We start from the raw sequence: 23,705 nt of genomic DNA on the forward strand, positions 1-23,705 counted from the left end.
GGTCCGGAATTCGGTGATCAGCTCAGAGCAGGCTCGGGCTCATCCGCATGGAGCGGAGCAGCCGAGCGGCTCGGGAGCAGGATGGCCATCACGATCACAACCAGCGACAGGACAGCCGAGACCGCGAAGGCCAGGCGCATGCCGTCGAGGTGGGCGGTGATCGGCTCGGTGCCGCTGTTCACCAGTGAGGTTGCGCGGGTCGTCATTACGGTGATCACCAGCGCGGTGCCGAAGGCCGCGGCCACCTGCTGCAGGGTGCCGAGCATCGAGCTGCCGTGCGAATACAGGTGCGGCGGCAGCGCACCCAGTCCCAGGGTGAAGACGGGGGTGAAGGTGGCGGCGAGCGACACCATCAGCAGGATGTGCAGGGCCAGCAGTTGCCAGTACGGCATATCGAGCGAGATCTGGGTGAAGCCGGCCAGTGCGGCCGTAATACCGATCGACCCGGGAATCACCAGCCAGCGGCCACCGAAGCGGTCGAAGAGACGGCCGATGGTGGGGCCGAGCAGACCCATGGCCAGACCGCCGGGCATGACCAGCAGCCCGGTCTCCAGCGCGCTCAGGCCGCGCAGGTTCTGCAGGTACAGCGGCAGCAGCATCATCGATCCGAGCATTGCCAGGAACGCGATCGACATCAGCACCAGGGCTTTGGTGTAGGTGCCGAGCAGCAGGACGCGCAGGTCCAGCAGCGGAGTGCCGGTGCGCTGCAGGCGAATCTGACGCGCGGCGAACACGGCGATCAGGACGGCGCCGGCGGCGGCGATCCCGATGGCCTCGGCGTCGTTACCGCCACCGATCTTGCTGAGTCCGTAGACCAGGCCGCCGAATCCGAGCGCCGCGAATCCGACGCTGTATCCGTCGATCGCGCCGGACTGCGGTTCACCCACATTCTCCAGATGCCGCAGGCCGAACCAGGTGACACCGGCGGCAATGGGGAGCACCAGCACGAACAGCCAACGCCACGAACCGATCTGCAGCACCAGGCCGGAGATGACCGGACCCATGGCCGGGGCGACCGAGATGGCCAGGGTGACATTGCCCATGACGCGGCCGCGATCCTCCTGCGGCACCACCGTCATCAGCGTGGTCATCAGCAGCGGCATCATGACCGCGGTGCCGCACGCCTGGATGACGCGCCCGAGTAGGAGCACCGAGAAGGTCGGTGCGACCGATGAGAGCGCGGTGCCGAACAGGAAGATGCCCATGGCCATGCTGTAGGCCCGGCGGGTGGTGACCCGCTGCAGGAACCAGCCGGTGGTCGGAATGACCGCGGCCATGGTGAGCATGAACGCGGTGGAGACCCACTGCGCCGAGCGCTCGCCGACATGCAGATCGGTCATGAGGCGCGGGATCGCGTTGATCATGATGGTTTCGTTCAGAATCACCACGAAGGTCGCGAGCACCAGCACCCGGATCACGGTGGGGGTCCTGCCTCCCGCCGTGGACTGAGTGGATACTTCGGCGTGCATCGGGTACCTCCGGGCGTTCGTGAGCGTAGGACGTGTGGCCCGATGCCGAGTCACCGACTCCCGCGTCCCGGCGCCACACAGGATCAGACGGGACCGGGTCGCACAACTCATCGGTCGGGCGTCAGTATCCCCGGCCGCACCGACGAAGTTCAGTCATTTTTCCGGTCCAGACGCCGCCCGGCGCAGCTGAAATTGGCTGTTCACCAGCACTTTTCACGGAACGCGCAAGTCAAAAGTGAGGCTGGTCACTCACGATTTGCTGGCGCGGGAATCCACAGTCAGCGGGCGTGAATGTGCGCGAATCCCATCGGAGAGGTCGGCGGCGGCACCGCACCCACGGGGGCCCGGAATTCCTGCAGCGCGGGCAGCACATCCACATGGCGCGCGGCGTAACACCGCACCTGCGGCAGCGCGTGCGCCACCTCGCTGCGTTCGAGTGGTTCGGCGTCGATATAACCGACCTGGTCCAGGCTCACGCCCAGCGTTTCCGCGATGCGGGTGATCGCCGCCGATTTACGGCCCCAGCCGACCTCGATGACGGCGAAGCGGTCGTGCAGCCCCTGTTTACGCAACTGTTCGACCGTCCACGCGAATTCACCACGACTGGCGACCGCATGCATGACTCCGCGCTCACGCAGAATCCGCAGCGCCCGCACCGCCTCGGCGCGCAGTGCGCCGTCGGTCGAATCGCAGACCACTCCGTCCCACAGGGAGTTGTCCACCTCCCAGACAAGACATTTCACTGTCGGTGTGTTCATCCTGCCCCTACAGTCGTCCAACCCGCACCCGTGCCACTCGATCACGACGGCGGGTGCGACAACCACTTCCGGTCCCACGGTGTGGGCAGCCCCCACTTCCGAGAACCGCCCGCGCGTGACATCGTAGGGTCCGTCTGGGCCAATACACCAGCGCTGGCAAATGCGAGACGGTTACGTTTCAGTGCCGGTGATGTATCCATGATCTTGTAGTGATCGCCGGTGACCGGGCCCGATGCGAGACCGAGGAACGGAAAGGGGCGAGGCTCATGCGGCAGCGCTGGAAACTATCAGGCGGCCTGCTCGCGCTGACAGTAGTGCTGAGCGGTTGCGGGGCCGCCGAGGAATCCTCCCCTGTCATCGTCGGTTCGCTGAGCACCTCCTCGACCCATCCCGCCGCTGCGGCGCCGACCACTGCCACCGGCGCGCCCATCGCCGCGTCCGCCGCCCAGGTTCCCGCGATCGACTCCTATGCCGATCAGTCGCTGATCGACCGCACCGAATGGACCGACGCCGTCGACGGCCGCCGGCTCCTGGTCTACCCGACCCAGGCCGGCCGTCAGGACACCTTCCCGACCGCCGGTGAACGCGCCTGGCAGGAAGTCCTCGTTGATGCCCCCGACGCCGACACACCCGGTATGCGTGATCAATTCATCTGCCACTGGGACTTCGCACGCGTTGTCGCACCCAATAAGCCGAGCTGGAATCTGGAGCCGTGGCGGCCCGCGGTCGGCTATCAGGAGACCGTGAACGCGCTGTGCAACCCGGGTGGACCCGAACGCTGAGGCTTCATTTCCCGCAGTAACGAGACGCCGCCCGCGAAAGCACTTGCCCGCGAGAACCTTCGAGCCGCTGGGAAAATGTGCGTATCGTTGGTGGCGTTCAGCGCGTACTCCTCGGAGGGAGCGGCACGGTGCGGTCTTGTGCGCCTGCGTCCACCGCCGGGCCGGTTCCCGCCCCGGAAGCGGTGTCCGCGCGCATGTTCCCGGCACTGCGCGAAACCGCTGAGGCATACCTCGATTCGGCCTCCACCACGCAGAAACCGCAGGCAGTGATCGCGGCGGTGCAGGGCTATCACAGCTCGCGGACCGCCAATGCCGGACGCGGCGCGTATTCGTGGGCGACCACGCTCACGCGCGAGATCGAGCAGGTGCGCGGGCGCATGGCGGGGTTCATCGGCGCCGATCCCGACGAGGTGGTGTTCACGGGCGGGTCGACCGCCGGGCTCAACGCGGTCGCCTTGTCGTGGGGACTGGCAAATCTGCGGGACGGCGACGAAATCCTCTACAGCCCACGCGATCACGCCTCCAATGTGTATCCGTGGGTGCATCTGCGGCAGCTACTGGCCGGGTTCGGGCGGACGATCCGGTTGGTGCCGTACCGGGTCGGCGAGCTCGGTGAAGCCGATATCGAGGACATCGCCGCGAAGGTCGGGCCACGTACTCGCCTCATCACTGTCGGGCATCTGCATCATGTGTTCGGTGCGCTGACCACGCTGGAGGAATTACGCGGGCGCATCGATCCGGCGATCGCATTGTGTTTCGACTGCAGTCAGAGCGGTGGGCATCTGCCGGTGCGGGTGGAGGAACTCGACGCCGATTTCGCGGTCTTCGCCGCGCACAAGATGTTCGGGGCGCCCGGTACCGGGGTGCTGTATTGCCGCCGTCGCCGCCACGCTGAGCTGTCGCCGTTCCTGCCGGGCGGCAATTCCGGTGTGTCCCTCGACGATTCCGGCCTGCACGCCGGTCCGATGCCCCAGCTGCTCGAGGGCGGCACCCACAATATTCCGGGCATCCTCGCACTGGGCGCGGCCCTCGAGGTGCTCGGCGATATCGGTCTCGATACGATCCACACCCACAATCGTGCACTGACGCAGCGGCTGATCGCCGGACTGCGGCCCGTCCCGGGACTGGATTTCCTGCCCGGTCCCGCATACGCCCCCTGCGAAACCGGTTACGGCATAGTCTCTTTCACACTGCACGGTATCGGCGCGAACGACTTGGGGTTCGTGCTCGGCGAACTCGGCTTCCTGGTGCGCGCCGGCGCGCACTGTGTGCCCGGCGAGTCCGAGGACGAGGATTCGGTGCGGGTGAGCACCCATATCTACAACACCTTCGACGAGATCGACCGCTTCACCGACTGTGTAGCCACGATTGCCGAGGAGGTCGGATGACCACGAATGGCCACGAACCCCGCTACGACCGGCGCGCTGCCTCCCGCGTGCTGGCCGCCCTGGCCCGGCCCGGATTGTTCGCCGGGGCCGCGACCGCGCAGACGCAACGGATCGAATACACCTGTGCGCCACTGCGTCCGGAACCAGGATCGCATCTGACCCTGTCGCAGCGGCTGTATCTGGAACGGTTCATGCGGCCGTGCCGGGCCGACCTGGTCACCAGCGCCACCCATCGCATCGCCTGGACCGACAGTGACGGGATTCCCAATACCGGGCATTTCCATTCCGGTGGGCTGGGGCCGATCGTGCCGATCGCCATGCGGGAGGCGGTGCTGACGCTGTGGCATGCGCTCGGCGCCGATACCGGGCTGGCGCATCGCATTTCGGGGTTGAGCGATCGGGATCGGGATGTGCTGGAGGGCACCACCACCGATCACGAACCGCTCGATATCTTCCGGGTCGGGATCGAGGCGGCGGGGCGGGCGCTGGCCCAGCATGCGCTGCTGGCGCGCTGGACGCCGTACCGCACACCCGCCGAATTCGCGGCTGGGATGCGCGATTCCGGAATCTATGGGGCGGTGGCGACCCGCTGGTATTGGGAGTTGCAGGCCTCGAGCTATCGGCGCGGCATGATCGCGGTCACCCTGACCACTCAGCCCGACGGCACCGTGCGCTACTCCGCCGAAACGGTGGCGATTCTGCGCTCCATGAAGGACTCCACCATCGAGGACGCGCACCGGATCATGCGGCGCGCCACCCTCTCCGAAGGCCTGAGCGTGCCCGACGCCATCGCCAAGTATCACGATGAGCTCGATCTGATCTCCCGCCAGTACGCGCTGCTGCCACCGGGCACCCGCCCCGCCTGCCTGGCGGCCATGCCGCATCAGCTCGACGGCGCGCACTACAGCATTCTGCCGGTGGTGCTGGACCGGTTCACCGAGGTGTTCACCGCGATCGCCACCCGCCTGACCATCGCGGAGGTGCCCGCCGACAGCGGTGCGGCCACCGGCGAACTTGCCGCCGAGGACCAGGTGTTCTACGTCCCCGATATGAACTGCAAGCACTGCGTGCGCACCATTACCGGAGTGCTGGAATCGATGGATATCGCCGTGCACGATATCGACCTGATCAGCAAACGGGTGGCCGCCGAATTCCGCAGCCCCCGCAATCGCCATCGCGCCTTCGAAGCGCTGCGCGACAGCGGCTACAACCCGACCACCGATGTGCCTGCCCCGGCGACGTCGGAAACAGCGGTATGACGGCTTCGGCTCCGCCGCGGCTGCCGGCGAAGATTCATCCGCTGGTGCGTGCCTTCCTGCAGGCTCCCGGCGCGGCCGAGGATGCGCTCACCCGGTTCGGGTCGCCCGCGCATCTGGTGTTCCCGCAGGTGTTCGCCGACAATCTGGAGCGGTTGCGGACGGTGCTGGAGCAGGGGTTGCCGCGCTATCGGATCTGCTACGCACACAAGGTGAATCAGTCACGGGCGTTCGTGCGCACCGCCGAGCATGCGGGGGTCGGTATCGATGTGGCTTCGGAGGCGGAGCTGGCCAGTGCCGTGGGCGCCGGATTCGGATCGACGCGCATCGAGGTGACCGGGCCCAAGGGCGAAGAGATTCTGCGTGAGCTCATTGCCACGGGCGTCACCATCAATGTCGACAATATGTGGGAGCTGCATCGGGTGGCCGAGCTCGCTGGCCGCCATGCCGGAGTGCCGGTGCTGGTGCGGCTGTCCGGGTTCGCGGGGACGCCGGTGAGCCGGTTCGGGGTGCCGCTGGGGCAGGTGGAGGACGTCCTGCGCGCACTGGCGGCCCATCACGGACGAATCGATTTCCGCGGGTTCGCCTTTCATATCGACTCCGGGGAGCCCGGTGAGCGGTTGCGGGCGGTCGAGGCCTGCCTGGAGCTGACCGAGCGCGCGTACGCGCACGGGCTCGCACCGACGGTGCTGAATATCGGCGGCGGCTTCCGGCAGGTGTTCACCGCTGACGCCGATGCGTTCGACGCCTATGTGCACGCACTGCGCGAATCCTTGCTCGGGCACGGGGAACCGATGGCGTGGGGCGGCAATACGTTCGGATTCCATCTCGAGGGCGGCGGCGTGCACGGCACCCCGGTGTTCCACAAATATGCCAATACGGTGCCCGCCGATCGCATGCTCGCCGATCTGCTCGAGGCCGAATTGGACGGGCACGGCGGGCGCAGCTTCGCGCAGATCGCAGCCGAGAATCTGCTCGAGGTATGGCTGGAGCCGGGCAAGGCGCTGGTCGATCACGCCGGAATCACCCTCGCCCGGGTCGAATTCGTGAAGGAGACCGCCGACGGCAGCGTACTGGTCAATGTGGATCTCAGCCGCGACACCGTCACACCCGCCGACCAGGAGGTGATGGTGGATCCGATACTGCTGCCCGGTGTGGTGCACACGCAGGACAATTCCGATCCGATCGGAGTGTTTCTGGCGGGGCGGCTGTGCCTGGAACGCGATCTGGTGACCAATCACAAGGTGTGGTTTCCGCAGCGGCCACGACCCGGCGATCTGATGGTTTTCCCCAATACCGCTGCCTACCATATGGATTTGTCGGCAGCGCGCGCCTCCATGCATCGACTGCCACCCAAACTCGCGGTGGTGCACCGGCCCAGCGATTTCTCCGATCAGGGAAAGTACGAGATCTGCCGTGACGACGACTACGAACCCGCGCTGATGGCCGGTGGGCCACCACAATCCGCGGGTCCGCAATGGCACGAGGTGCAGTGATGCGCTACGACCACATCACCGAACTCATCGGCAATACTCCGCTGCTGCGGCTGGATCCGGCCGTGCACGGGCTGCGCAATATCGAGCTGTACGCGAAATTGGAGTCCTGCAACCCCTTCGGCTCGGTCAAGGACCGGGTGGCGTGGGGCATGATTCGCGACGACCTCGAGGACATCGTCGCGCGCGGGCAGACGCTCATCGAGGCATCCAGTGGCAATACCGCCAAGGCGCTGCGCATTCTGGGCGCCATGCACGGGGTCGGGCTGCGCGCGGTCACCAATCGGATCAAGGTGACCGAGGTACGGGAGTTGCTGCAGCTGTTCGGCACCGATATCGAAGAGCTGCCGGGGCTGTCGGAATGCCCTGATCCGACCGCGCCCAATGATGTGTACTCGGTGATCGACGCGACCATGGCGAAAGCACCTGGTGCGTGGGTGCATCCGTCGCAGTACACGAACGAGAAGAATATCGAGACGCACTACGAGGGCACCGGGCGTGAGATCCACGAGGATCTCCTGCGTGACGGCATTACCCGCGTCGATTACCTCGCGGGCGGGCTCGGCACCACCGGGTCCACGCGTGGTGCGGCGACGTTCCTGCGTAAGCACAATCCGGAATTGCGCACCCTGGCGGTGGTTTCGGAGCGCACCGATTTCATCCCGGGTATTCGCTCGGAGACCGAGCTGTGGGATGTGGGGCTGTTCCAGCCCGACTTCTACGATCGCATCATTGCCGTGGAGGCCGGGCGTGCAGTCGATGCCACGTTGGAGTTGGCCACCCGATACGGCGTTCTGGCCGGGCCGACCAGTGGGGCCACGTATGCGGCGGCGCTGGAACATCTGAGCGCACTGGATCATTCGATGATCGACGCGGATCGGCCCCTGGTGGCGGTATTCATCGTTTGCGATCGCATCGAGCCGTATCTGTCCTATATCCGCAAGCGTCGCCCCGAATTGTTCGGCCGCGCCAGCCGTCCCGCTCCGCCGTCGGCCACGGAACTGGCCGCCACGCCGGCGCTCTCACCCGATGAGGTGCAGGAGCTCGATCGCACCGCGCGCCCCACCATTGTCGATACCCGCGGCGCCATGGCTTACCGCATTGCGCATGTTCCCGGTGCGATCAATATTCGCGACGATCAACTCGACGACATGCTCGCGCACGGCATTCCGTTCTCCCGTTCGCGCCCGGTCGTTTTCGTCTGTCCGGTCGGTGAAGTGTCCTTGCGCTTCGCCGCGCTGGCACGCCGTGCGGGCTACGACGCGGCGAGCCTGTCCGGCGGTATCGCCGCGTGGCGCGACAGCGGCAAACCGATGGAATCCGCACCCCGGCCCGGCTGACGGACCCGGCCGAGCCGAGGGTCCGGCACGGACCTCGTCTGGCACTCGCGGTCAAGGAATCAGGACCACCCGGCCGCGCGGACCGCCCTTGGCCAGCAGCTGGTGTGCGCGTACCGCTTCGGTCAGCGGAAGCGTGTCACCGGGCGCGACATCATCGGACCCGGCTGGGCCAATGCGCCCGATCGGGTCACCGCATCGACCGGATTGACCCCGGCCGCCTCGACGCGCACCCGGACTTCGCCCGGACCCGGTTCCGGCACCGGGCATTCCACCAGTTCCAACGCTTCCGGCCCGCCATAGGAACGGACGACGATTGCTCGCATGGTCACCTCACAGATCGAATGAACACGGCAAACATAAGGAGCGCTACTCTCCATTGGGAAGTAGACGCCTCGAGGTGCGTACCGCACTGGTCGGAGTGTGATGGCAACGCAGACCGTGGCACAGCGACAGGCCGAAGCGCGTCTGCACTACGACGCCTACGTCGCGGAATGCCCGACCCGTCAGCTGCTCGATCGCATTGCCAACAAGTGGGTCAGCCTGCTGATCAATGCCCTCGCCGAGGGTCCGCAGCGCTACTCCGACCTGTCTCGGCGAGTCGCGGGCATCAGCCAGAAGAGGCTCACGCAGACCTTGCGGCTCCTGGAACGCGACGGACTGGTCGAGCGCACGATCACACCGGCGGTGCCCGTGCGCGTCGACTACGAGCTGACACCGCTGGGGACGAGCCTGCTGCCGGTGATGCAAACCATCAAAGGCTGGGCCGAGACTCATATGGACCAGGTGCTGGCGGCACGCGCCGACTACGACGCGGACCGCTGATCCTCGGAGATCCCATGGTCAGGGGTGCCGTCACCGGAATATCAGGTGCGCTGTCGCGGGGCGCCCCCGGTGCCGACCGGCGCGGCCGATGCGCGATTCGGACACTCGCCCTGGCACGATGATCTCGTGAACGTGGCGTTCGGACTTGTCCTACTGGTGGCTGGTGCTGTCGCATTGGCGGCATTGGCACGCCGGTTCGAGGTGGGTGAGCCGTTCGTGCTCACCATCGCCGGCGTGTTCGCCTCGTATCTGCCGTTCGTGCCGGAATTCGATATCGACCCCGAACTCGTCCTGCTGGGACTGCTGCCACCGCTGCTCTACACCACCGCCATTCGCACCTCGCTGATCGACTTCCGGCCCAAGAAGATATCGATCGCCCTGCTGTCGGTGGGGTTGGTCCTGTTCACCACCTTCGCGGTGGCCGGTGTGGTGTATTGGCTGCTGCCGGTGCCGTTCTCGGCCGCGGTGGCCATCGGCGCCGTGGTGGCCCCACCGGATGCGGTCGCCGCGACCGCGGTGGCACGCCGGGTCGGTATGCCGCGGCGCATCGTCACCCTGCTCGAGGGTGAATCGCTGTTCAACGACGCCACCGCGCTGGTCACCCTGCGTACCGCGATCGCGGCCATGGCGGGCACCTTCACCATGTGGGAGGCGGGCGCGGATTTCCTCGGCGCGGCCGGCGGTGGTGCGCTCATCGGCGGAGTGGCCGCGATGGTGCTGGCGTTCCTGCGCCGCCGCATCAGCGATCCTGTACTGGATACCAGTGTTTCGCTGCTGGCGCCGTGGAGTGTGTACCTGCCCGCCGAGGCGCTGCACGCATCCGGGGTGATCGCGGTCGTCACCTGCGGCCTGATCCTCGGGTACGGCGCACCGCGGTGGCAGAGCGCGGCCTCCCGCATTGCCGAGCACACCAATTGGCGCACCATCCAATTCCTGCTCGAGAGCGCGGTTTTCCTGCTCATCGGCCTCGAGATGCGGCATATCTTCGAAGCCGCCTGGAACAGCGACCTGCCGCATACGACGCTGCTGCTCACCTGTGCGGCCGTACTGGTGACCGTCATCGTGTCGCGCCCGATCTGGGTGTTCCCCTCCACCTATCTGGCCTGGCAGATCGAGGGCCGGCGGCAGGGCAAACCCAAACCGCAGTGGACCGGACCGACCGTGGTGTCGTGGGCGGGCATGCGCGGCGTGGTGACTCTGGCCGCGGCACTGCTGCTGCCCTCCGACACACCCGAACTGGCGACGCTGCGACTGCTCGCGGTCGTGGTGGTGGCCGGAACGCTGCTGCAGGGCATCACCCTGCCCTCGCTGGTGCGACTGCTGCGCTTGCGCGGACCCAGCCACGCCGAAGACCTGCTACAGGAGGCGAACCTGCTGCAGCAGGCCACCTCCGCGGGCCTGGTCGCACTCGAAGCCAATATCGGCGAGGAAACCCCGCCGGAGATCGTCGACTCACTGCGGCACCGGGTCAGCCAGCGCGCGCAATCCTCGTGGGAACTGCTGGGCCGCTCCGAATCCCAGCGCGTGACCCCCAGCGGCGAATACCGCCGCCTGCGCCTGGTCATGCTCGCCGCCGAACGCGAAGCTGTGCTGCGCGTACGGGATTCGGGCACCCTCGACCAAGAGGTGCTGCAGCAGGTGATGGCCACCCTCGACCTCGAGGAATCGGTCATCGACCGCGTCGAAGAAGCCACCGACTCCGGCGACCCCCTCGCCGCCCCCGTTGTCGGCGGCTGCGAACACCTGCGCGAAGCCCCCGCCGTCCGCGTCCCCGACCATCCCGACGCCTGCTCCGAATGCCTCGATGAGGGCCTGGTCTGGGTCCACCTGCGTATGTGCCTGGGCTGCGGCCACATCGCCTGCTGCGACTCCTCCCCCGGCAACCACGCCACCAAACACTTCAACAACACCGGCCACCCCGTCATGCGCAGCGTCGAACCCGGCGAATCCTGGCGCTGGTGCTACCTCGACGAACTCCTGGGCTGACCACACCGATGTCGCTCAGCTGTCGGCAGGAGCCAGGCGGTCGAGTAGGGCGGCCCTGATCGTACGAAGTCGATTCGACGCCCAGGTCTTTCAACCTCGGCATCGGGAAGAGTGACACCTCGATACGTAACACCCTGGTATATCGGGAATTTCATAAAGGTCTCCCGCATTACTGCCGCCAGCTTCACAAATTCGGGATCAATATTGCCCTCCCTCATTTTTCGATTCTTCCGACGATTTTCAAAAAGAGGTTCCGCAGGGTCAGCAGCGACTGCTATGTCTTCCCCATACTGTGGCAATGTCGCCGGCGCCACCCTAGTGCAGCTGTTTCATTGTCTCGGCTTCCCGCCGCTGAGAACGCATCTCAGCACCCGCAGGCGGGCGAGCCGTCGTTTGCGGATCGCAATCAGTGGGCGCTGGACGCGATGCCGACGAGTTCGGCGGTGCGGTCCCAGGCGCGACGTTGCAGCTGTTCGTCTTTGCGGATGCGGACGGCGGGCAGCAGGTTCGCGCCGGGGGTGGAGGAGAAGAAGCGGCCGGTAGTGTCGGCGAGGCTCTCGTCGAGTACCAGCCGGATGCCCATGGCCGCACCCTGCTTCGGGGTGCGGATCAGCGGGGTACGTGACAGCGCCTGGGTGGCGCCGGTGAGGATGCCGCTGTCACGGGTCAGGCCCGAGGCCACCATGCCGGGACAGAAACTGTTGGCAGTCAGCGCAGTTGGCGCCAGGCGGCGGGCCAGCTCCTGCGTGAACAGGATGTTCATCAACTTCGATCGGGCATAGGCGAACAGTGAGCCGACCGGTCCGTACTCATTCGGTTCGGCGAAGTCGGCCAGATCTACCCGCGGCCACATGCGGTGCGCCTCCGATGCGGTCATCACTATCCGCGGCTCGGCGCCCGACTCGAGTTGCGGGAGTAGCGAATTGGTCAAGAGGAACGGGCCCAGATGATTGGTGGCCATCATCAGCTCGTAGCCGTCGTCGGTGGTGTCCGGGGGAATCGAGTGGATCCCAGCGTTATTGACCAGGACATCGATCCGGTCGTAGCGGCGCCCGATCTCCGCCGCGGCCGCGCGCACCGATCCCAGATCCGACAGATCCGCGAGCACCACTTCCGGCGCGGCGACGGCGCCGTCCTCGTCGGCCAGCGCATTCACGGTGGCTTCGGCCTTGGTCGCACTGCGCGCGAGGATTGTCACCGATGCGCCTTTACGCACGAGTGCCCGCGCGATTTCTTTGCCAATTCCGTTGGTAGCGCCGGTGACGACAACTCGCCGGCCGGCAACCGAGCGTTGGGGGTAGTTGGACATGAGGACATGCTCCTAACCGAACCAGGAATGCCGAGGATCACCGCGGAGGCCGGCCCCGATCCCGCACCGCGGGTTGCCGACCACAGTTTCAGATGCTCTCAGCAGTCAGATGTCAACAACATCTGTAACTCACAGGATATTCGAGGTAGTGCGGCAGTTGTCAACAGCGGCAAGCAGATTGGCGGCTCGAGCATCGGCGCACGGCGCCACGAGACCCGCCGGACGCCTCGGTATACTCCGGCGGGTGTCCAAGCGGTTGAGTCGTTCCGAGTCCCAGGCTCGCACACGCGCTCAATTGATCGAGTCGGCGACCGAGCTGTATCTGCGGGAGGGATTCGCGGCCACGTCCAACGATCAGGTCGCCGAGACGGCCGGATACAGTCGCGGCGCGGTGTATTCGAACTTCACCAGCAAGGAAGAACTCGCGCTCGCGGTGCTCGATCAGCACATGGCCAGCCAATTCGACGCGGTCGAGCACGCATTGGATCACGGCACCGTGGCGGATCGGTTCGCCAATTTCCAGCAGTGGCTCGATGCCACACTGGGCGAACAGCAGTGGGCCCTGCTCAAAGCGGAACTGGCACTGTCCGCACGCCGCAGTCCCGCACTGCTCGAGCAGCTCGCCGTACGCGACGAACAGGCCCGCGCCACGGTCACCGTGCTGATCGAACGGGTGCTGGGCGATCTCGGGATCACCCTCCCGATCGATCCGCCCACGTTGGCGAGACTGATCCTGGCCCTCGGCAGAGGAATCGCGCTGGAGGGCGTCACCGAACCGCGCTCCTCCGGTGCGTGGCTCACCGAATTCCTCAGGACCACACTGCAACCGGTGGCGTTGATGCTGGCGGATCCCGAGGCACCGTAATCCTGGTGAACCGCCGATCAGCCACACAGCGCAAGCTGGGTGAAAACCCGCAGCGCGTCGTCGATGGGATGGGGCTGCGGGGAGCCGAGGTGATTCCAGCGCTGCAGGTTCACCGCGACAGACATTTGCCGCCGGCCGTCAGCACTGGTCATGGACATCGCGCCGCCGCCCCAGACGGAGCCGTCATTGCCCCAGTAGGTGCCGGACCCGGGCGCCGTCATCTGCTGCAGGCCGAGACCGTAGTCGAGTGTCTTTCCCTCGAAGGAGATCACCGGAACGGTGCCTTGCATCTGCGCCAGCGACGATCGGCTGATGATGTCGCCGGCCAGCAGCAGGCCGAAGAAGCAGTTCAGGTCGGCGACGGTCGATATCAGCGAAGCCGACGGCCCCACCCACGACATGTCGTAGACGCTGTAGTCGCGCGGCGGGTCGATCATGCCGAACCACGACTCGTAGTGCAGTGCGTGCGGTCCGTCGATATACGGTCCGTGCGGGAATTCGGTCTCCCGCAGCCCGGCGCGCTCGATGACATCGCGGGTGATGCATTTTTCCGCCGAGGTACCGGTGACCGACTCCAGAAGTTGGCACAGGAGCAGGTAATTGGTGTTCGAGTACACCCCCGGTGAGCCACCCGGGCTCCCGGAAGCAGCGGCCGACACGCCCATCTCGATCAGCTCGATCGGGTGAAACCGGGTGAACCGGTTGTCATCGAGGCTCTCGGGTGTCATTTTCGCCAGGGACGGAAAGGCCTGCGGAAGGTACTCGGCCAGGCCGCTGGTGTGGTTGAACAACATCCGGACCGTGATCGCCGCACCGCGTTCGCCGGGAACCAGTCGCGGCAGGTAGTGGCCGATCGGTGTGTCGAGCGCTATTTCGCTCTGGTCGACCTGCCGCAGCACGGCGGCAGCGGTGAACGTCTTGGTGATACTTCCGATGCGGTGCCGCATATCGGGCGTGACGGGGCGGCCGGTGGCGACATCGGCGACTCCGGCGGCGCCACGCCAGACCTGGTCGTGGTCGCGCACCTCGGCGAAAGCTCCCGGCATGCCGGCGCTATGGACGGTGTCCAGCGCGGTCTGTAGCTTCGCCGGATCAAGGGTGTTGGTCATGAGACCACTATCGGACGCCCGGTCACGCCCGGTATTGGAAGAATTCTCCCCAGGCCCGGTACCGGTGGCGGGCGATGGTGGGCAGATAGTTCGTCGTCAGTGCCCCCGGCGTGCGGTCCGCGAAGATCGACACGTCCCGGCACAGATGAGCCTGGTCGGTGTACCCGCTGTCCACCGCGACGTCGGCAGCGGGCCGGCCCGCCAGCAGACCGTCGACCGCGTGCCGGAATCGAACCAGCATCGCGGTCCGCTTGGGCGATAGGCCGATCTGGGATTCGAACCGCGCCCCCAGCCGCTTATGGCTCCATCCGAGGGATTGCGCGAGCTCACCGATCTTCACCTGGCCACGGGAGGTGAGTATGTGATTCCAGCCCGCGAGCACCTCCGGGTCGGGAGTCCGCATCGGCCTGTCGCACTGTGCCAGAAACGATTTCGTCACTGCGAACCGCTGGTCCCAGGCCCGCGCGGCCGCGAGTTGCTCACGTAGTCGCCGCGCCCGCGATCCCCACAGGTCCTCCAGGCCGACAACTCCCCGGCCCAGATCGGCGGGGGAAACACCCAGCAGCGAATACGCCTGTATCGGCGACAAGCGCACCTCGATGCACTCCGCCCGTGCGCATCGCACGCGCATGGCTTCGATGGGAAGCCCGACAACAAAACCGGCGAGGGTCCGCCGCCCGACAGCGTCGTCGACGATCACCTCGCGATCCCCGAATCCGATGACCACGGTCACCGCCGCCGTCCCGGCAACCCGAAGATCCAGCCCGGCGCCACCCACGTCCCGGTAACCGATGATCGCGGCACCGCGCGGCCCGGCAACGGCCGCACGTGCGAAATCCCAGCCCACCTCGGGCTCGCGGCCGAAATCCACAGCTCCCACCCGTCCAGGCTACGGATTTCCGGGCCGGGTCTCCACACCACAACGGGCGGGACAAAACCGGGTCCGAGGCACTGCGCTAGCAGTAAAATTACCCTCTCACCTGGTAATACTTGATCTATCCCTGGAGATGATCGGCATGATCCGATTCCGGAAGTCGGCCCTCGCGGTTACCACTCTCGCCGCCGCGGCGGCAGCACTGGTGCTGGCTGCGCCCGATGCGTCGGCGTACCTCAACAGTGTGAATGTGTCCTCGGGCTCGAGTATCCCGCTGGGCAGCGGCGGGTACGGCACCAATTGCTCGTACACGGTCACCGTGAACGGCAGCCCGTACGAGCAGGTCTGGCTCTACGACACCAATACCGCCACCTTCGGCCAGCAGCAGTTCAACCTGGGCAGCGGCGGCACGGGCACGTCCAGTTGGACACCGACCTCGACCGGTCAGCACTTCATCGAGGCTTGGTCCTACAACGGGCAGCAGTGGGCGCAAGTGCAGGTCGGGACCGGTATCAATCTGGGCAGCGCCTGCGTGGTCAGTTGAGCGTTCGCGCTGCATGATCGGACCGTCCGGCGCCGGGTGTGCACCGACACCCGGGGCCGGGCACTACTCTTCAGGAGGTGCAGACCGAGCAGCCTCCCTCCGACGCCGAACCCCGTATCTGGGGCGGAACTACCCTCACCGAACGCCGTGAGGCCCGCCGCGCCGCGCTGCTCGACGCCGCCCTCGATCTGATCGGCGAGTCCGGCGCCGGGGCGGTCACCATGCGCGCGGTCTGCCGCAAGGCCACTCTCACAGACCGCTATTTCTACGAAAGTTTCACCAGCAGAGACGAACTGCTGGATGTGCTGTACCGCCAGATCGCCGACGAGTTCCTGGAACCGATGACCGCGTTCGCGGTGGCAGACGACCCGCATCGCGACCGCGCGCTGGCGGAAGTTCTGGTCGACAAGGTGCTGCAAGACCCCCGCAAATCCCGACTGTTCCTCGTCGAGCCGTACTCCTCCACGGGCCTGGGCCAGACCACCATTGCGGTCATGCCCGCCTTCACCCGGCTCATCCAGGATCATCTGTTCGTCCACATCGCCGATCCCACCCGCCGCCGCCTCGCCGCGGTCACCATGGCCAGCGGCAATGCCGGCATGTTCTCGGCCTGGCTCAACGGCACGCTGCGCGCGACCCGCGACCAGATCGTCGATCATCTGGTCCAGACGATCGCCGCCTATCGCGGCATGTACCGCTGAGCAATCGCACGGACGCAGCATCGGAGATGAGAGAGCCACCCGGCTGAAGAATGTCGCCGGTGCAGGCACGCAGAGCGACTATGTGGCCGGCTGTCGGCCGAATTGATGGAGCAATTGACGGTCGTGCTGCGCGCCCGTTTCGACCTCTGAAACTTCTCGCCGAATACGGGTGAGCTTTCTCGTCTCCGATGTCGGCTCACCCCTTCGGTTCTCGCGGTGAATTCAGTCGTGCATGGTCGGGCTGGGGTTGGGGCGAATGCGGACGGTGGGGTCCGTGGCCACCATCGTCGAAGGCAGCGCGCCCAGGCGCCCGTCGTCCTTGTAGACGACCGAAACTCCGCTCGCGATCGCGTAGGCCAGGTCCCGATCCACCAGCAGTTCCCTCGCCCCTACGTTGAAGACGAACACCTCGTCGTTCTCGACGATGGTGCGGTCGTCCAAACAGAAGGTGCCCCAGCGCCATTCGGGCGCCAACACATCTCGAATACTCTGCCGCGCCTGCTCATACGTCACGCCCATACTTTCCCCGCCACCTCCCGGACCCACGACCACACTCCACACAATTGCCTAACGCATTGTCCTCCATACCCTTTGCCATTCCGGAAACCAGCGGATCGACGGCGCGTCGGCAGCACAATTGGTACGGCGGCGACAATTCGGGCCACGAGATCGGCCGGGATGCAAGCGATTCGAACGGCGGGCGAATACACTCACCTGTTCGACACCGACCCGCACTCCCGCGAATTCATCGCCCACTACGGCGACCAGATCGCCCTCCTGGCCCGCTACCTCGGCCTCGACCCCGCCTGAATCGCGTACTCTCGCACCGAATAACAGTCGTTATGGCGCAGGTCACACTGCCCGCACTGTCACAGGAATCGGGTCACCGGCATCTCATGTTCGTCCGCTGCATCGCGCAGCACTACGAGTGAGGACGACGCTATGGAACCCCGTTTCAACCTGGTCGGCACCGAGGTCGGCGCCAAGTTCGCCAAGCGGTTCGGCAATGCCAGCCTGGTGATCATCGGATCGACCCTGCCCAAGGTCACCCAGGAACTGGTGATGCTGCGCGTGAGTCAGGTCAACGGCTGCGGCTACTGCACCGATGCGCACAGCAAGAATCTCGCGCATGCCGGAGAGCCTGCGGTCCGGATCAACCTCGTCGCCGCGTGGCGCGAGGCCACGGTATTCACCGAAGACGAGCGTGCCGCGCTCGCGCTCGCCGAGGAGGGCACCCGGCTCGCCGACGCCCATCACGGCGTGTCCGACGAGACCTGGGCCCAGGTGCGCAAGCACTTCGACGACGAGCAGATCGCGGCGCTGGTCGCGCTGATCGCCCAGGTCAATGCGGCCAACCGGTTGGGCGTGATCATCCGCCAGCAGGGCGGCTCCTACGAGCCCGGCACGTTCGAGACCGCGGCCAACTGATCCGCCGGTGAATCCCGGCCCGGCCCAGGGTCATTCGACCCGGGCCGGGCCCACACGATCGCCGCTGAACGCCCTGGCCGCACGCACGCACGGCACCGTGCATGCGTGCCGGCTGCGACGAGCCGGCTCAGGCCTGGGCGGGCAACTGCGCCAGGCGCAGGTTGTTGCCGGACGGGTCCCGGAAGGAGCAGTCGATACCGTAGGCCTGCTCCTGGGGCTTCTCGGTGAATTCGACGCCGCGCGACTGCAGTGCCTCGAAGTCCCGCTGCACATCGTCGGTGGTCAGGAAGACCGCTCCGGCATAGCCCTTGGACATCAGGTCGCGCACCTGCGCCTGGGTCGCCGAGTCCATGACCGGCGGCCCGGGAATGGCCATGAGGACGATGTCGATATCGGGCTGCCCGACCGGACCGACCGAGAGCCACCGGAAGTCGCCCATCTCCGGCATGGTGACATCGCTGCGCAATTCCATCCCGACCTTCTCCGTATAGAAGGTGAGTGCGGCGGCCTGGTCGTGGACCCACAGTTGCACGCTGGTGATTTTCATCGTTTCTCCCTGATGTGGACCTGATGTCGACATGCTGAACGCTAATGCGCCGATACCGGCGGGGTCTTCTCGAAACGTGCTGTTTTGTCGTGTGCGCGCAGCCCGATGGCCTTCGATTTGCCCGTCACATTCGAGCCAGTGTGGTCCATGTCACAAACCCCTTGAACCCGCTGGTAGCCGCCGATCCTTCCCGAACGCGGAGTAGCGGCTCGCGTTTGCTGAAACAGACTCCCGGGTACGTCGAGTCTTCGTGTGGGTTCCAGAACTCCCCCCGCACCCGACCGATACTCGCGATCAGGGAAAAGAGGCGTGCATGTCGACCCGCGACCCGAAATCCGCACAGCAGACCCGTGCGGTGGCCGCAGCGGCCATGGGCAACGCCACCGAATGGTTCGACTACGGCGTGTATGCCGCGGCTGCCACCTACATCACCGCCGCCTTCTTTCCCGGACATCTCGGCGCGCTGGGCACCATGCTGGGTTTCGCGGTGTCGTTCCTGCTGCGCCCGCTGGGCGGCATGGTGTGGGGGCCGCTCGGCGACCGGGTCGGCCGAAAAGCCGTGCTGGCCGCCACCATTCTGCTCATGGCGGCCGCGACCGGCGCCCTCGGCATCCTGCCCAGCCACGCCACCGCCGGGGTGCTCGCACCCATCCTGCTGATCACTCTGCGAGTGGTGCAGGGTTTTTCCACCGGCGGTGAATACGGTGGCGCCGCAACCTATCTCGCCGAAACATGCAGTGATCGCCGGCGCGGGTTCCTGGGCAGCTTCCTGGAATTCGGCACCCTGGGCGGTTTTGTCGGCGGTTCGGCCGTGGTTCTGGCCTGTCAGCTGGTGCTGGGCTCGGACGCCATGTACGCGTGGGGCTGGCGCATTCCGTTCCTGCTGGCCGTGCCGCTCGGGCTCATCGGCTGGTATCTGCGCTCGCGCCTGGAGGAGTCCCCGGTCTTCACCGAGGTGCAGGCCCAGCAGCAGCAGCCGACCGGATTGCGGGTGCTGTTCACCGACTACCGGCGCGAGCTGCTGACTCTGGCCGGGCTGGTGGTCGCGCTCAATATCGCGAACTACACCCTGCTGACCTATCAGCCGACCTATCTGCAGCACACCCTGGGCATGGGTGAATCCACCACCACCGCCATGATGCTGGTGGGCCAGCTGATCATGATGGCGGCGCTGCCGTTCTTCGGGCGCCTGTCCGACCGCGTCGGCCGCCGGCCCCTGTGGCTGTATTCGCTGATCGGCCTGGCGGTGCTGGCTGTCCCTATGTACTGGCTGATGGGACGCGGAACCGTCTGGGCCGTCCTCGGTTTCGTGACGCTGAGCTTGCTGTATCTGCCGCAGTTGGCGACCATCACCGCCACCTTCCCCGCGATCTTCCCGACCCATGTCCGCTACGCGGGATTCGCGCTGGGCTACAACGTGTCCACCGCCGTCTTCGGCGGCACCGCGCCGCTGGTGAACGAGGCGGTCATCGACGGCACCGGCTGGACCCTGTTCCCGGCGCTCTACATGGTCTTCGGCTGCGGTATCGGCCTGATCGCCTGGGCCTTCCTGCGCGAGACCGCGGGCGCCTCGCTGCGCGGCACTGACGTGCCCGATTCCGGCGAGATACCCATCATCGCGAAGGCCGGGCCTGCCGCCGATTCGCGAGGCTCGGCCGTCAGCGCGTGACCGGCCGCCCGCGTTTGCGGCACACGAGGTCCGATTCGCCTGTCGGAGAACGGCTTTCCCGTCAGGACGGACTGTTCTGCGGACGGCCGAAGAAGCGCACCATGCAGGAGGGGACGCGCGCGTGCTGGGCGGCGGGCGGGTAGGCGGCGCGGTACGCGGTCGGTGAGCGCCCGTAGGTGCGGGTGAAGGTGGTGGTGAAGGAGCCGACGCTCTGCCAGCCGGCCCGGAAGCAGATATCGGCCACCGAATGATCGGTGCTGCGCAGTAGCGCGGCGGCGCGTTCCAGCCGCCGCGTGAGGAGATAGCTGTGAGGTGACTCGCCGAATGCGCGCCGAAATTCGCGGCTGAAATGCGCGCGCGACAATCCGGCCGCGGCGGCCATATCGGCGACACCGAGCGGCTCGCCGTAGCGCGCGTCGGCCAGATCCTTGGCCCGCAGCAGATGCCGTGCGATCGGAACAGAAACCACGTGCACGAGTATGCCGCCACCGGGCGACAAAGATGCGACGGCCGCCACACCGGGTTGCCTAATGCAGCGACCAGGGTGTTTACTCGCAACCGCAAGGTGCCGTCGTTAGCTGAGGCTCCTCTGCGGATATAGGCCGGCGACCCCGAACGTCGAGAGACGCCCCGGGTCAGGACAGGTCTCCCCGGATTAAGGGGTGATCCCGACCGGCTCCCACGCCTGGTGTGGGTTACGCCGTGGAGTGCCAAAGGTCTTACGAGGGTGGTCACCGTTCGGCGATGCACGCCGGAAACCACTCCCTCGGCGCGCTCGCAGACAGGCTGGGAGGTGAGTGTCATGCCCGATGGACCGGACAAAGTTCCGTTAGCCAATCGTTCACCAGGCGACACTCCCTTTCTCCGCTGCGCGGTGCTTTCACCCCTGTAGCGTGCGTTCACGAGTGCGCCGACCTCTACTTGGAGGGCGTCATGACCACGTGGGAAATGCTGCTTCGGCTCGGTGCGGGTGTCGGGTTCGGTGCGGTGATCGGGTTCGAGCGGCAATACCGGGCACGCATGGCCGGATTGCGCACGAATGCCTTGGTCTCCGCCGGAGCCACCCTGTTCGTGCTGCTGTCGGCACACGGTTTCAGCGGCAGCGACGCTGACCCGACTCGTGTTGCGGCACAGATTGTTTCCGGTATCGGCTTCCTCGGCGCGGGTGTCATCATGCGCGACGGGTTCAATATCCGCGGGCTCAATACCGCCGCCACGCTGTGGTGCGCGGCCGCGGTCGGCGCACTGACCGGCGCCGGCATGTACACCACGGCCGCCGCGGGCACAGTCGCCGTAGTGGTGGTCAATACCGCGCTGCGCACCGCCGCCCGCGCGGTGGACCGGCCGGTCGATCGCGATCAGGACGCGCTGTACGCGTTCACCGCCGTCACCGACGACGCCCACGAGGCCGCGGTGCGGTCACTGCTGGTGCAGTCGTTGACGCGCACCGACTTCCGGCTCGTATCCATCTCCAGTCACAACACCGTGCCCGGGCGGGTGGAGGTGCGTGCGGAGTTGACCGGTGACCGCCGCGACGACCGGCAGATGGAGTCCGCGGTGAGCCGCTTGAGCTTGGAGCCGTCGGTCACCAGCGTCGGCTGGCGCACGGTGCCGCAACCGGAGGTCGAGGCATGAGCACCACCTATCCCACGCGCGGCGTGCTGGATCGCCCGCGCTCGCGCTGGGCCGATATCGCGGTCTTCGCGGGCGCGGCCGTCCTGATCTGGCTGGTGGTGCGGGTGTCGCAGGGCATGAATGTGCCCTTCGACGATTCGGCCGCACCGTCGAGGATTTCCACCGATCCCGCCGAGTTGCCCTACTACGCGGCGCGGTCGCTGCTGCGCATGTTCCTCGCTCTGGGTCTGTCGATCGTATTCACCTTTATTTTCGCGACGGCGGCCGCGCGGCTGCCGCGCGCGGAGAAGGTCATGCTCCCGGCGCTCGACATTCTGCAGTCGGTGCCGATCCTGGGTTTCCTGTCGGTGACCGTGACCGGGTTCATCGCCCTGTTCCCGGGCTCCACCCTGGGTTTGGAGGCCGCGTCGATTTTCGCGATCTTCACCTCGCAGGCCTGGAATATGGCGTTCGCGTTCCACCACAGCCTGGTTTCGCAGCCGCGCGAACTCGACGAGGCGGCCCGCAATCTGAGATTGTCCCGCTGGCAACGCTTCTGGCGACTGGATGTGCCCAGCGGCATGTTCCCGCTGGTGTGGAACGCGATGATGAGTTTCGGCGGCGGCTGGTTCTTCCTCACCGCGGCCGAGGCGATCAGCGTCAACAATCGCGAATACGCGCTGCCGGGCATCGGCTCCTATGTGGCCAGCGCGGCCGCCGAAAGCAATACCGGCAAGGTGCTTTTGGCGATCGCCGCCATGATCGTCATGGTGGTGGGCTTGAATGTGCTGTTCTGGCGGCCGATCACGGTGTGGGTGGAGCGTTTCCGCTTCGAGGACACCAAATCCGCACAGGCGCCGCGCAGTCTCGTGCTGAATCTGCTGCGCCGCAGCCACATCATGCTGCTGCTGGGCCGGATCTTCGGGCCGCTGGTGTATCCGATCGACCGGATGATGCGCGTGTTCGGCCTGGCCGAGCACCAGCTGTACGTCCCGGAAAAGCGCCGCCGCGCCAATGATCTGGTGTTCGCGGTCATCGTTTCGGTGGCCTTGGCGGCGGGCTGTTTCCTCATGCTGCGCTACATCCAGTCCACGGTCGGTTTCGAGGAGCTGTTGCACGCCGCCGGTCTGGGCGCGATCACCCTGGCGCGCGTCATCGTGGTGCTGATCTTCGCCACCATCATCTGGGTGCCGGTCGGTGTGTGGATCGGGTTGAACCCCAAGGTGTCCCGCATCGCGCAGCCGATCGTGCAGGTGCTGGCCAGCTTCCCCGCCAACTTCCTGTTCCCGCTCATCGGCGCGGTGCTGGTGGCGACCAATGCGAGCCTGCAGTGGGCGGGCATCGTGCTGATGGCCCTGGGCGCGCAGTGGTACATCCTGTTCAATGTCATCGCGGGCGCGTCGGCGGTCCCCAATGATCTGCGGGAGGCCGCGACCAGTCTGCAGCTGCCGCGCACCCTGTGGTGGCGGCGGCTGATCCTGCCCGCCATCTTCCCCAGCTTCGTCACCGGCGCCATCACCGCGGCGGGCGGGGCCTGGAATGCCTCCATCGTCGCCGAAGTCGTGAAATTCGGCGACACCACCTTGACGGCGACCGGTCTGGGTTCCTATATCGCCGACGCCACCAGCGTCGGCGACGGCCCGCGCATTCTGGTGGGCGTGCTCATCATGAGCGCCTATGTGGTCGGCCTCAATCGACTCTTCTGGCGGCGGCTGTACGCCCTCGCGCAGCGCCGCTACTCGTTTTAAGGA

General features: G+C 66.3%; 24 protein-coding genes and 1 riboswitch. Of the genes, 15 read left to right on the forward strand and 9 right to left on the reverse strand.

The genetic code is table 11. From position 1 onward, the window contains the following. Positions 1-17 precede the first annotated feature (17 nt). Both JWN03_RS37280 and JWN03_RS37285 read right to left on the reverse strand, forming a co-directional pair. A complete protein-coding gene (locus JWN03_RS37280) occupies positions 18-1,469 on the reverse strand; it encodes an MDR family MFS transporter (RefSeq protein ID WP_297625462.1) in 1,452 nt (483 codons plus the stop codon). Positions 1,470-1,747: 278 nt separating this feature from the next. Then, a complete protein-coding gene (locus JWN03_RS37285) occupies positions 1,748-2,227 on the reverse strand; it encodes a hypothetical protein (protein WP_297625465.1) in 480 nt (159 codons plus the stop codon). 266 nt (positions 2,228-2,493) lie between these two features. Between JWN03_RS37285 and JWN03_RS37290 the strand changes: the two genes are divergently transcribed. From JWN03_RS37290 to JWN03_RS37310, 5 genes are all read left to right on the forward strand, one after another. Then, a complete protein-coding gene (locus tag JWN03_RS37290; protein ID WP_297625467.1) occupies positions 2,494-3,009 on the forward strand; it encodes a DUF2599 domain-containing protein in 516 nt (171 codons plus the stop codon). A 128-nt stretch (positions 3,010-3,137) separates the two neighbouring features. Then, positions 3,138-4,397: an aminotransferase class V-fold PLP-dependent enzyme gene (locus tag JWN03_RS37295; protein WP_297625469.1), complete on the forward strand. Its 1,260-nt coding sequence runs from the start codon at positions 3,138-3,140 to the stop codon at positions 4,395-4,397. Next, the gene (locus JWN03_RS37300) at positions 4,394-5,656 is read left to right on the forward strand and encodes a heavy-metal-associated domain-containing protein (protein ID WP_297625471.1); all 1,263 of its coding nucleotides are present in this window, start codon (positions 4,394-4,396) and stop codon (positions 5,654-5,656) included. Before JWN03_RS37295 ends, JWN03_RS37300 begins: the two co-directional genes overlap by 4 nt. Continuing rightward, positions 5,653-7,149: an alanine racemase gene (locus tag JWN03_RS37305; RefSeq protein WP_297625473.1), complete on the forward strand. Its 1,497-nt coding sequence runs from the start codon at positions 5,653-5,655 to the stop codon at positions 7,147-7,149. Before JWN03_RS37300 ends, JWN03_RS37305 begins: the two co-directional genes overlap by 4 nt. Then, positions 7,149-8,486: a pyridoxal-phosphate dependent enzyme gene (locus JWN03_RS37310; RefSeq protein WP_297625477.1), complete on the forward strand. Its 1,338-nt coding sequence runs from the start codon at positions 7,149-7,151 to the stop codon at positions 8,484-8,486. Before JWN03_RS37305 ends, JWN03_RS37310 begins: the two co-directional genes overlap by 1 nt. Positions 8,487-8,608: 122 nt before the next feature. On the opposite strand, the gene JWN03_RS37315 is transcribed toward JWN03_RS37310, so the two are convergent. Beyond that, entirely contained in the window at positions 8,609-8,815 is a 207-nt protein-coding gene (locus JWN03_RS37315; RefSeq protein WP_366914528.1) for a hypothetical protein, read from the reverse strand. Positions 8,816-8,909: 94 nt separating this feature from the next. Between JWN03_RS37315 and JWN03_RS37320 the strand changes: the two genes are divergently transcribed. Together JWN03_RS37320 and JWN03_RS37325 are read left to right on the forward strand one after the other, a co-directional pair. Next, positions 8,910-9,308: a winged helix-turn-helix transcriptional regulator gene (locus tag JWN03_RS37320; protein WP_297625480.1), complete on the forward strand. Its 399-nt coding sequence runs from the start codon at positions 8,910-8,912 to the stop codon at positions 9,306-9,308. Positions 9,309-9,434: 126 nt separating this feature from the next. Next, entirely contained in the window at positions 9,435-11,294 is a 1,860-nt protein-coding gene (locus tag JWN03_RS37325) for a Na+/H+ antiporter (protein ID WP_297625483.1), read from the forward strand. 406 nt (positions 11,295-11,700) lie between these two features. Here JWN03_RS37325 and JWN03_RS37330 read toward each other — a convergent pair whose 3' ends face one another. Then, positions 11,701-12,603: an SDR family NAD(P)-dependent oxidoreductase gene (locus JWN03_RS37330; protein ID WP_297625485.1), complete on the reverse strand. Its 903-nt coding sequence runs from the start codon at positions 12,601-12,603 to the stop codon at positions 11,701-11,703. A gap of 244 nt (positions 12,604-12,847) precedes the next feature. Between JWN03_RS37330 and JWN03_RS37335 the strand changes: the two genes are divergently transcribed. Further along, positions 12,848-13,468: a TetR/AcrR family transcriptional regulator gene (locus JWN03_RS37335; protein ID WP_297625488.1), complete on the forward strand. Its 621-nt coding sequence runs from the start codon at positions 12,848-12,850 to the stop codon at positions 13,466-13,468. Between the two features lie 17 nt (positions 13,469-13,485). Here JWN03_RS37335 and JWN03_RS37340 read toward each other — a convergent pair whose 3' ends face one another. Both JWN03_RS37340 and JWN03_RS37345 read right to left on the reverse strand, forming a co-directional pair. Then, positions 13,486-14,577, reverse strand: coding sequence for a serine hydrolase domain-containing protein (locus tag JWN03_RS37340; RefSeq protein WP_297625491.1), 1,092 nt, complete (start codon positions 14,575-14,577; stop codon positions 13,486-13,488). Positions 14,578-14,599: 22 nt separating this feature from the next. After that, the gene (locus JWN03_RS37345) at positions 14,600-15,457 is read right to left on the reverse strand and encodes a helix-turn-helix domain-containing protein (protein ID WP_297625494.1); all 858 of its coding nucleotides are present in this window, start codon (positions 15,455-15,457) and stop codon (positions 14,600-14,602) included. Between the two features lie 136 nt (positions 15,458-15,593). Between JWN03_RS37345 and JWN03_RS37350 the strand changes: the two genes are divergently transcribed. Both JWN03_RS37350 and JWN03_RS37355 read left to right on the forward strand, forming a co-directional pair. Further along, positions 15,594-15,995 carry a hypothetical protein gene (locus tag JWN03_RS37350; protein ID WP_297625496.1) on the forward strand — a complete coding sequence of 134 codons (402 nt, stop codon included), beginning with the start codon at positions 15,594-15,596 and terminating at the stop codon, positions 15,993-15,995. 77 nt (positions 15,996-16,072) lie between these two features. Continuing rightward, positions 16,073-16,696, forward strand: coding sequence for a TetR/AcrR family transcriptional regulator (locus JWN03_RS37355; protein ID WP_297625499.1), 624 nt, complete (start codon positions 16,073-16,075; stop codon positions 16,694-16,696). Between the two features lie 222 nt (positions 16,697-16,918). On the opposite strand, the gene JWN03_RS37360 is transcribed toward JWN03_RS37355, so the two are convergent. Next, positions 16,919-17,215, reverse strand: coding sequence for a hypothetical protein (locus JWN03_RS37360; RefSeq protein ID WP_297625501.1), 297 nt, complete (start codon positions 17,213-17,215; stop codon positions 16,919-16,921). A gap of 159 nt (positions 17,216-17,374) precedes the next feature. On the opposite strand from JWN03_RS37360, the gene JWN03_RS37365 reads away from it, so the two are divergent. Together JWN03_RS37365 and JWN03_RS37370 are read left to right on the forward strand one after the other, a co-directional pair. Then, complete coding sequence (locus JWN03_RS37365; protein ID WP_297625504.1) at positions 17,375-17,506, forward strand: hypothetical protein; 132 nt, start codon at positions 17,375-17,377, stop codon at positions 17,504-17,506. Positions 17,507-17,638: 132 nt separating this feature from the next. Continuing rightward, positions 17,639-18,124: a carboxymuconolactone decarboxylase family protein gene (locus tag JWN03_RS37370; protein WP_297625507.1), complete on the forward strand. Its 486-nt coding sequence runs from the start codon at positions 17,639-17,641 to the stop codon at positions 18,122-18,124. Positions 18,125-18,251: 127 nt separating this feature from the next. On the opposite strand, the gene JWN03_RS37375 is transcribed toward JWN03_RS37370, so the two are convergent. Further along, positions 18,252-18,671: a VOC family protein gene (locus JWN03_RS37375; protein ID WP_297625510.1), complete on the reverse strand. Its 420-nt coding sequence runs from the start codon at positions 18,669-18,671 to the stop codon at positions 18,252-18,254. Between the two features lie 313 nt (positions 18,672-18,984). Here JWN03_RS37375 and JWN03_RS37380 point away from each other — a divergent pair, with 313 nt between their 5' ends. Further along, positions 18,985-20,340 (forward strand): MFS transporter, encoded by a 1,356-nt coding sequence (locus JWN03_RS37380; RefSeq protein WP_297625513.1) that lies wholly within the window; start codon positions 18,985-18,987, stop codon positions 20,338-20,340. A gap of 61 nt (positions 20,341-20,401) precedes the next feature. Here JWN03_RS37380 and JWN03_RS37385 read toward each other — a convergent pair whose 3' ends face one another. After that, positions 20,402-20,809 carry a helix-turn-helix domain-containing protein gene (locus tag JWN03_RS37385; RefSeq protein WP_297625516.1) on the reverse strand — a complete coding sequence of 136 codons (408 nt, stop codon included), beginning with the start codon at positions 20,807-20,809 and terminating at the stop codon, positions 20,402-20,404. A gap of 94 nt (positions 20,810-20,903) precedes the next feature. Next, positions 20,904-21,076, forward strand: a riboswitch (M-box (ykoK) riboswitch). A gap of 197 nt (positions 21,077-21,273) precedes the next feature. On the opposite strand from JWN03_RS37385, the gene JWN03_RS37390 reads away from it, so the two are divergent. Then, the gene (locus JWN03_RS37390; protein ID WP_297625519.1) at positions 21,274-21,975 is read left to right on the forward strand and encodes an MgtC/SapB family protein; all 702 of its coding nucleotides are present in this window, start codon (positions 21,274-21,276) and stop codon (positions 21,973-21,975) included. Beyond that, the gene (locus tag JWN03_RS37395; RefSeq protein WP_297625522.1) at positions 21,972-23,702 is read left to right on the forward strand and encodes an ABC transporter permease; all 1,731 of its coding nucleotides are present in this window, start codon (positions 21,972-21,974) and stop codon (positions 23,700-23,702) included. The genes JWN03_RS37390 and JWN03_RS37395 overlap by 4 nt, the downstream gene beginning before the upstream one ends. Positions 23,703-23,705: the final 3 nt, after the last annotated feature.

The sequence above is a fragment of the Nocardia sp. genome (assembly GCF_025465275.1).
GTDB lineage: Bacteria > Actinomycetota > Actinomycetes > Mycobacteriales > Mycobacteriaceae > Nocardia.

What these genes read in the sequence shown, in the direction of transcription:
- JWN03_RS37280 (WP_297625462.1), bottom strand. Translation starts at nt 1,469, where the DNA reads ATGCACGCCGAAGTATCCACTCAGTCCACGGCGGGAGGCAGGACCCCC.
- JWN03_RS37285 (WP_297625465.1), bottom strand. Translation starts at nt 2,227, where the DNA reads ATGAACACACCGACAGTGAAATGTCTTGTCTGGGAGGTGGACAACTCC.
- JWN03_RS37290 (WP_297625467.1), top strand. Translation starts at nt 2,494, where the DNA reads ATGCGGCAGCGCTGGAAACTATCAGGCGGCCTGCTCGCGCTGACAGTA.
- JWN03_RS37300 (WP_297625471.1), top strand. Translation starts at nt 4,394, where the DNA reads ATGACCACGAATGGCCACGAACCCCGCTACGACCGGCGCGCTGCCTCC.
- JWN03_RS37305 (WP_297625473.1), top strand. Translation starts at nt 5,653, where the DNA reads ATGACGGCTTCGGCTCCGCCGCGGCTGCCGGCGAAGATTCATCCGCTG.
- JWN03_RS37310 (WP_297625477.1), top strand. Translation starts at nt 7,149, where the DNA reads ATGCGCTACGACCACATCACCGAACTCATCGGCAATACTCCGCTGCTG.
- JWN03_RS37320 (WP_297625480.1), top strand. Translation starts at nt 8,910, where the DNA reads ATGGCAACGCAGACCGTGGCACAGCGACAGGCCGAAGCGCGTCTGCAC.
- JWN03_RS37330 (WP_297625485.1), bottom strand. Translation starts at nt 12,603, where the DNA reads ATGTCCAACTACCCCCAACGCTCGGTTGCCGGCCGGCGAGTTGTCGTC.
- JWN03_RS37340 (WP_297625491.1), bottom strand. Translation starts at nt 14,577, where the DNA reads ATGACCAACACCCTTGATCCGGCGAAGCTACAGACCGCGCTGGACACC.
- JWN03_RS37350 (WP_297625496.1), top strand. Translation starts at nt 15,594, where the DNA reads ATGATCCGATTCCGGAAGTCGGCCCTCGCGGTTACCACTCTCGCCGCC.
- JWN03_RS37360 (WP_297625501.1), bottom strand. Translation starts at nt 17,215, where the DNA reads ATGGGCGTGACGTATGAGCAGGCGCGGCAGAGTATTCGAGATGTGTTG.
- JWN03_RS37365 (WP_297625504.1), top strand. Translation starts at nt 17,375, where the DNA reads ATGCAAGCGATTCGAACGGCGGGCGAATACACTCACCTGTTCGACACC.
- JWN03_RS37370 (WP_297625507.1), top strand. Translation starts at nt 17,639, where the DNA reads ATGGAACCCCGTTTCAACCTGGTCGGCACCGAGGTCGGCGCCAAGTTC.
- JWN03_RS37375 (WP_297625510.1), bottom strand. Translation starts at nt 18,671, where the DNA reads ATGAAAATCACCAGCGTGCAACTGTGGGTCCACGACCAGGCCGCCGCA.
- JWN03_RS37380 (WP_297625513.1), top strand. Translation starts at nt 18,985, where the DNA reads ATGTCGACCCGCGACCCGAAATCCGCACAGCAGACCCGTGCGGTGGCC.
- JWN03_RS37390 (WP_297625519.1), top strand. Translation starts at nt 21,274, where the DNA reads ATGACCACGTGGGAAATGCTGCTTCGGCTCGGTGCGGGTGTCGGGTTC.
- JWN03_RS37395 (WP_297625522.1), top strand. Translation starts at nt 21,972, where the DNA reads ATGAGCACCACCTATCCCACGCGCGGCGTGCTGGATCGCCCGCGCTCG.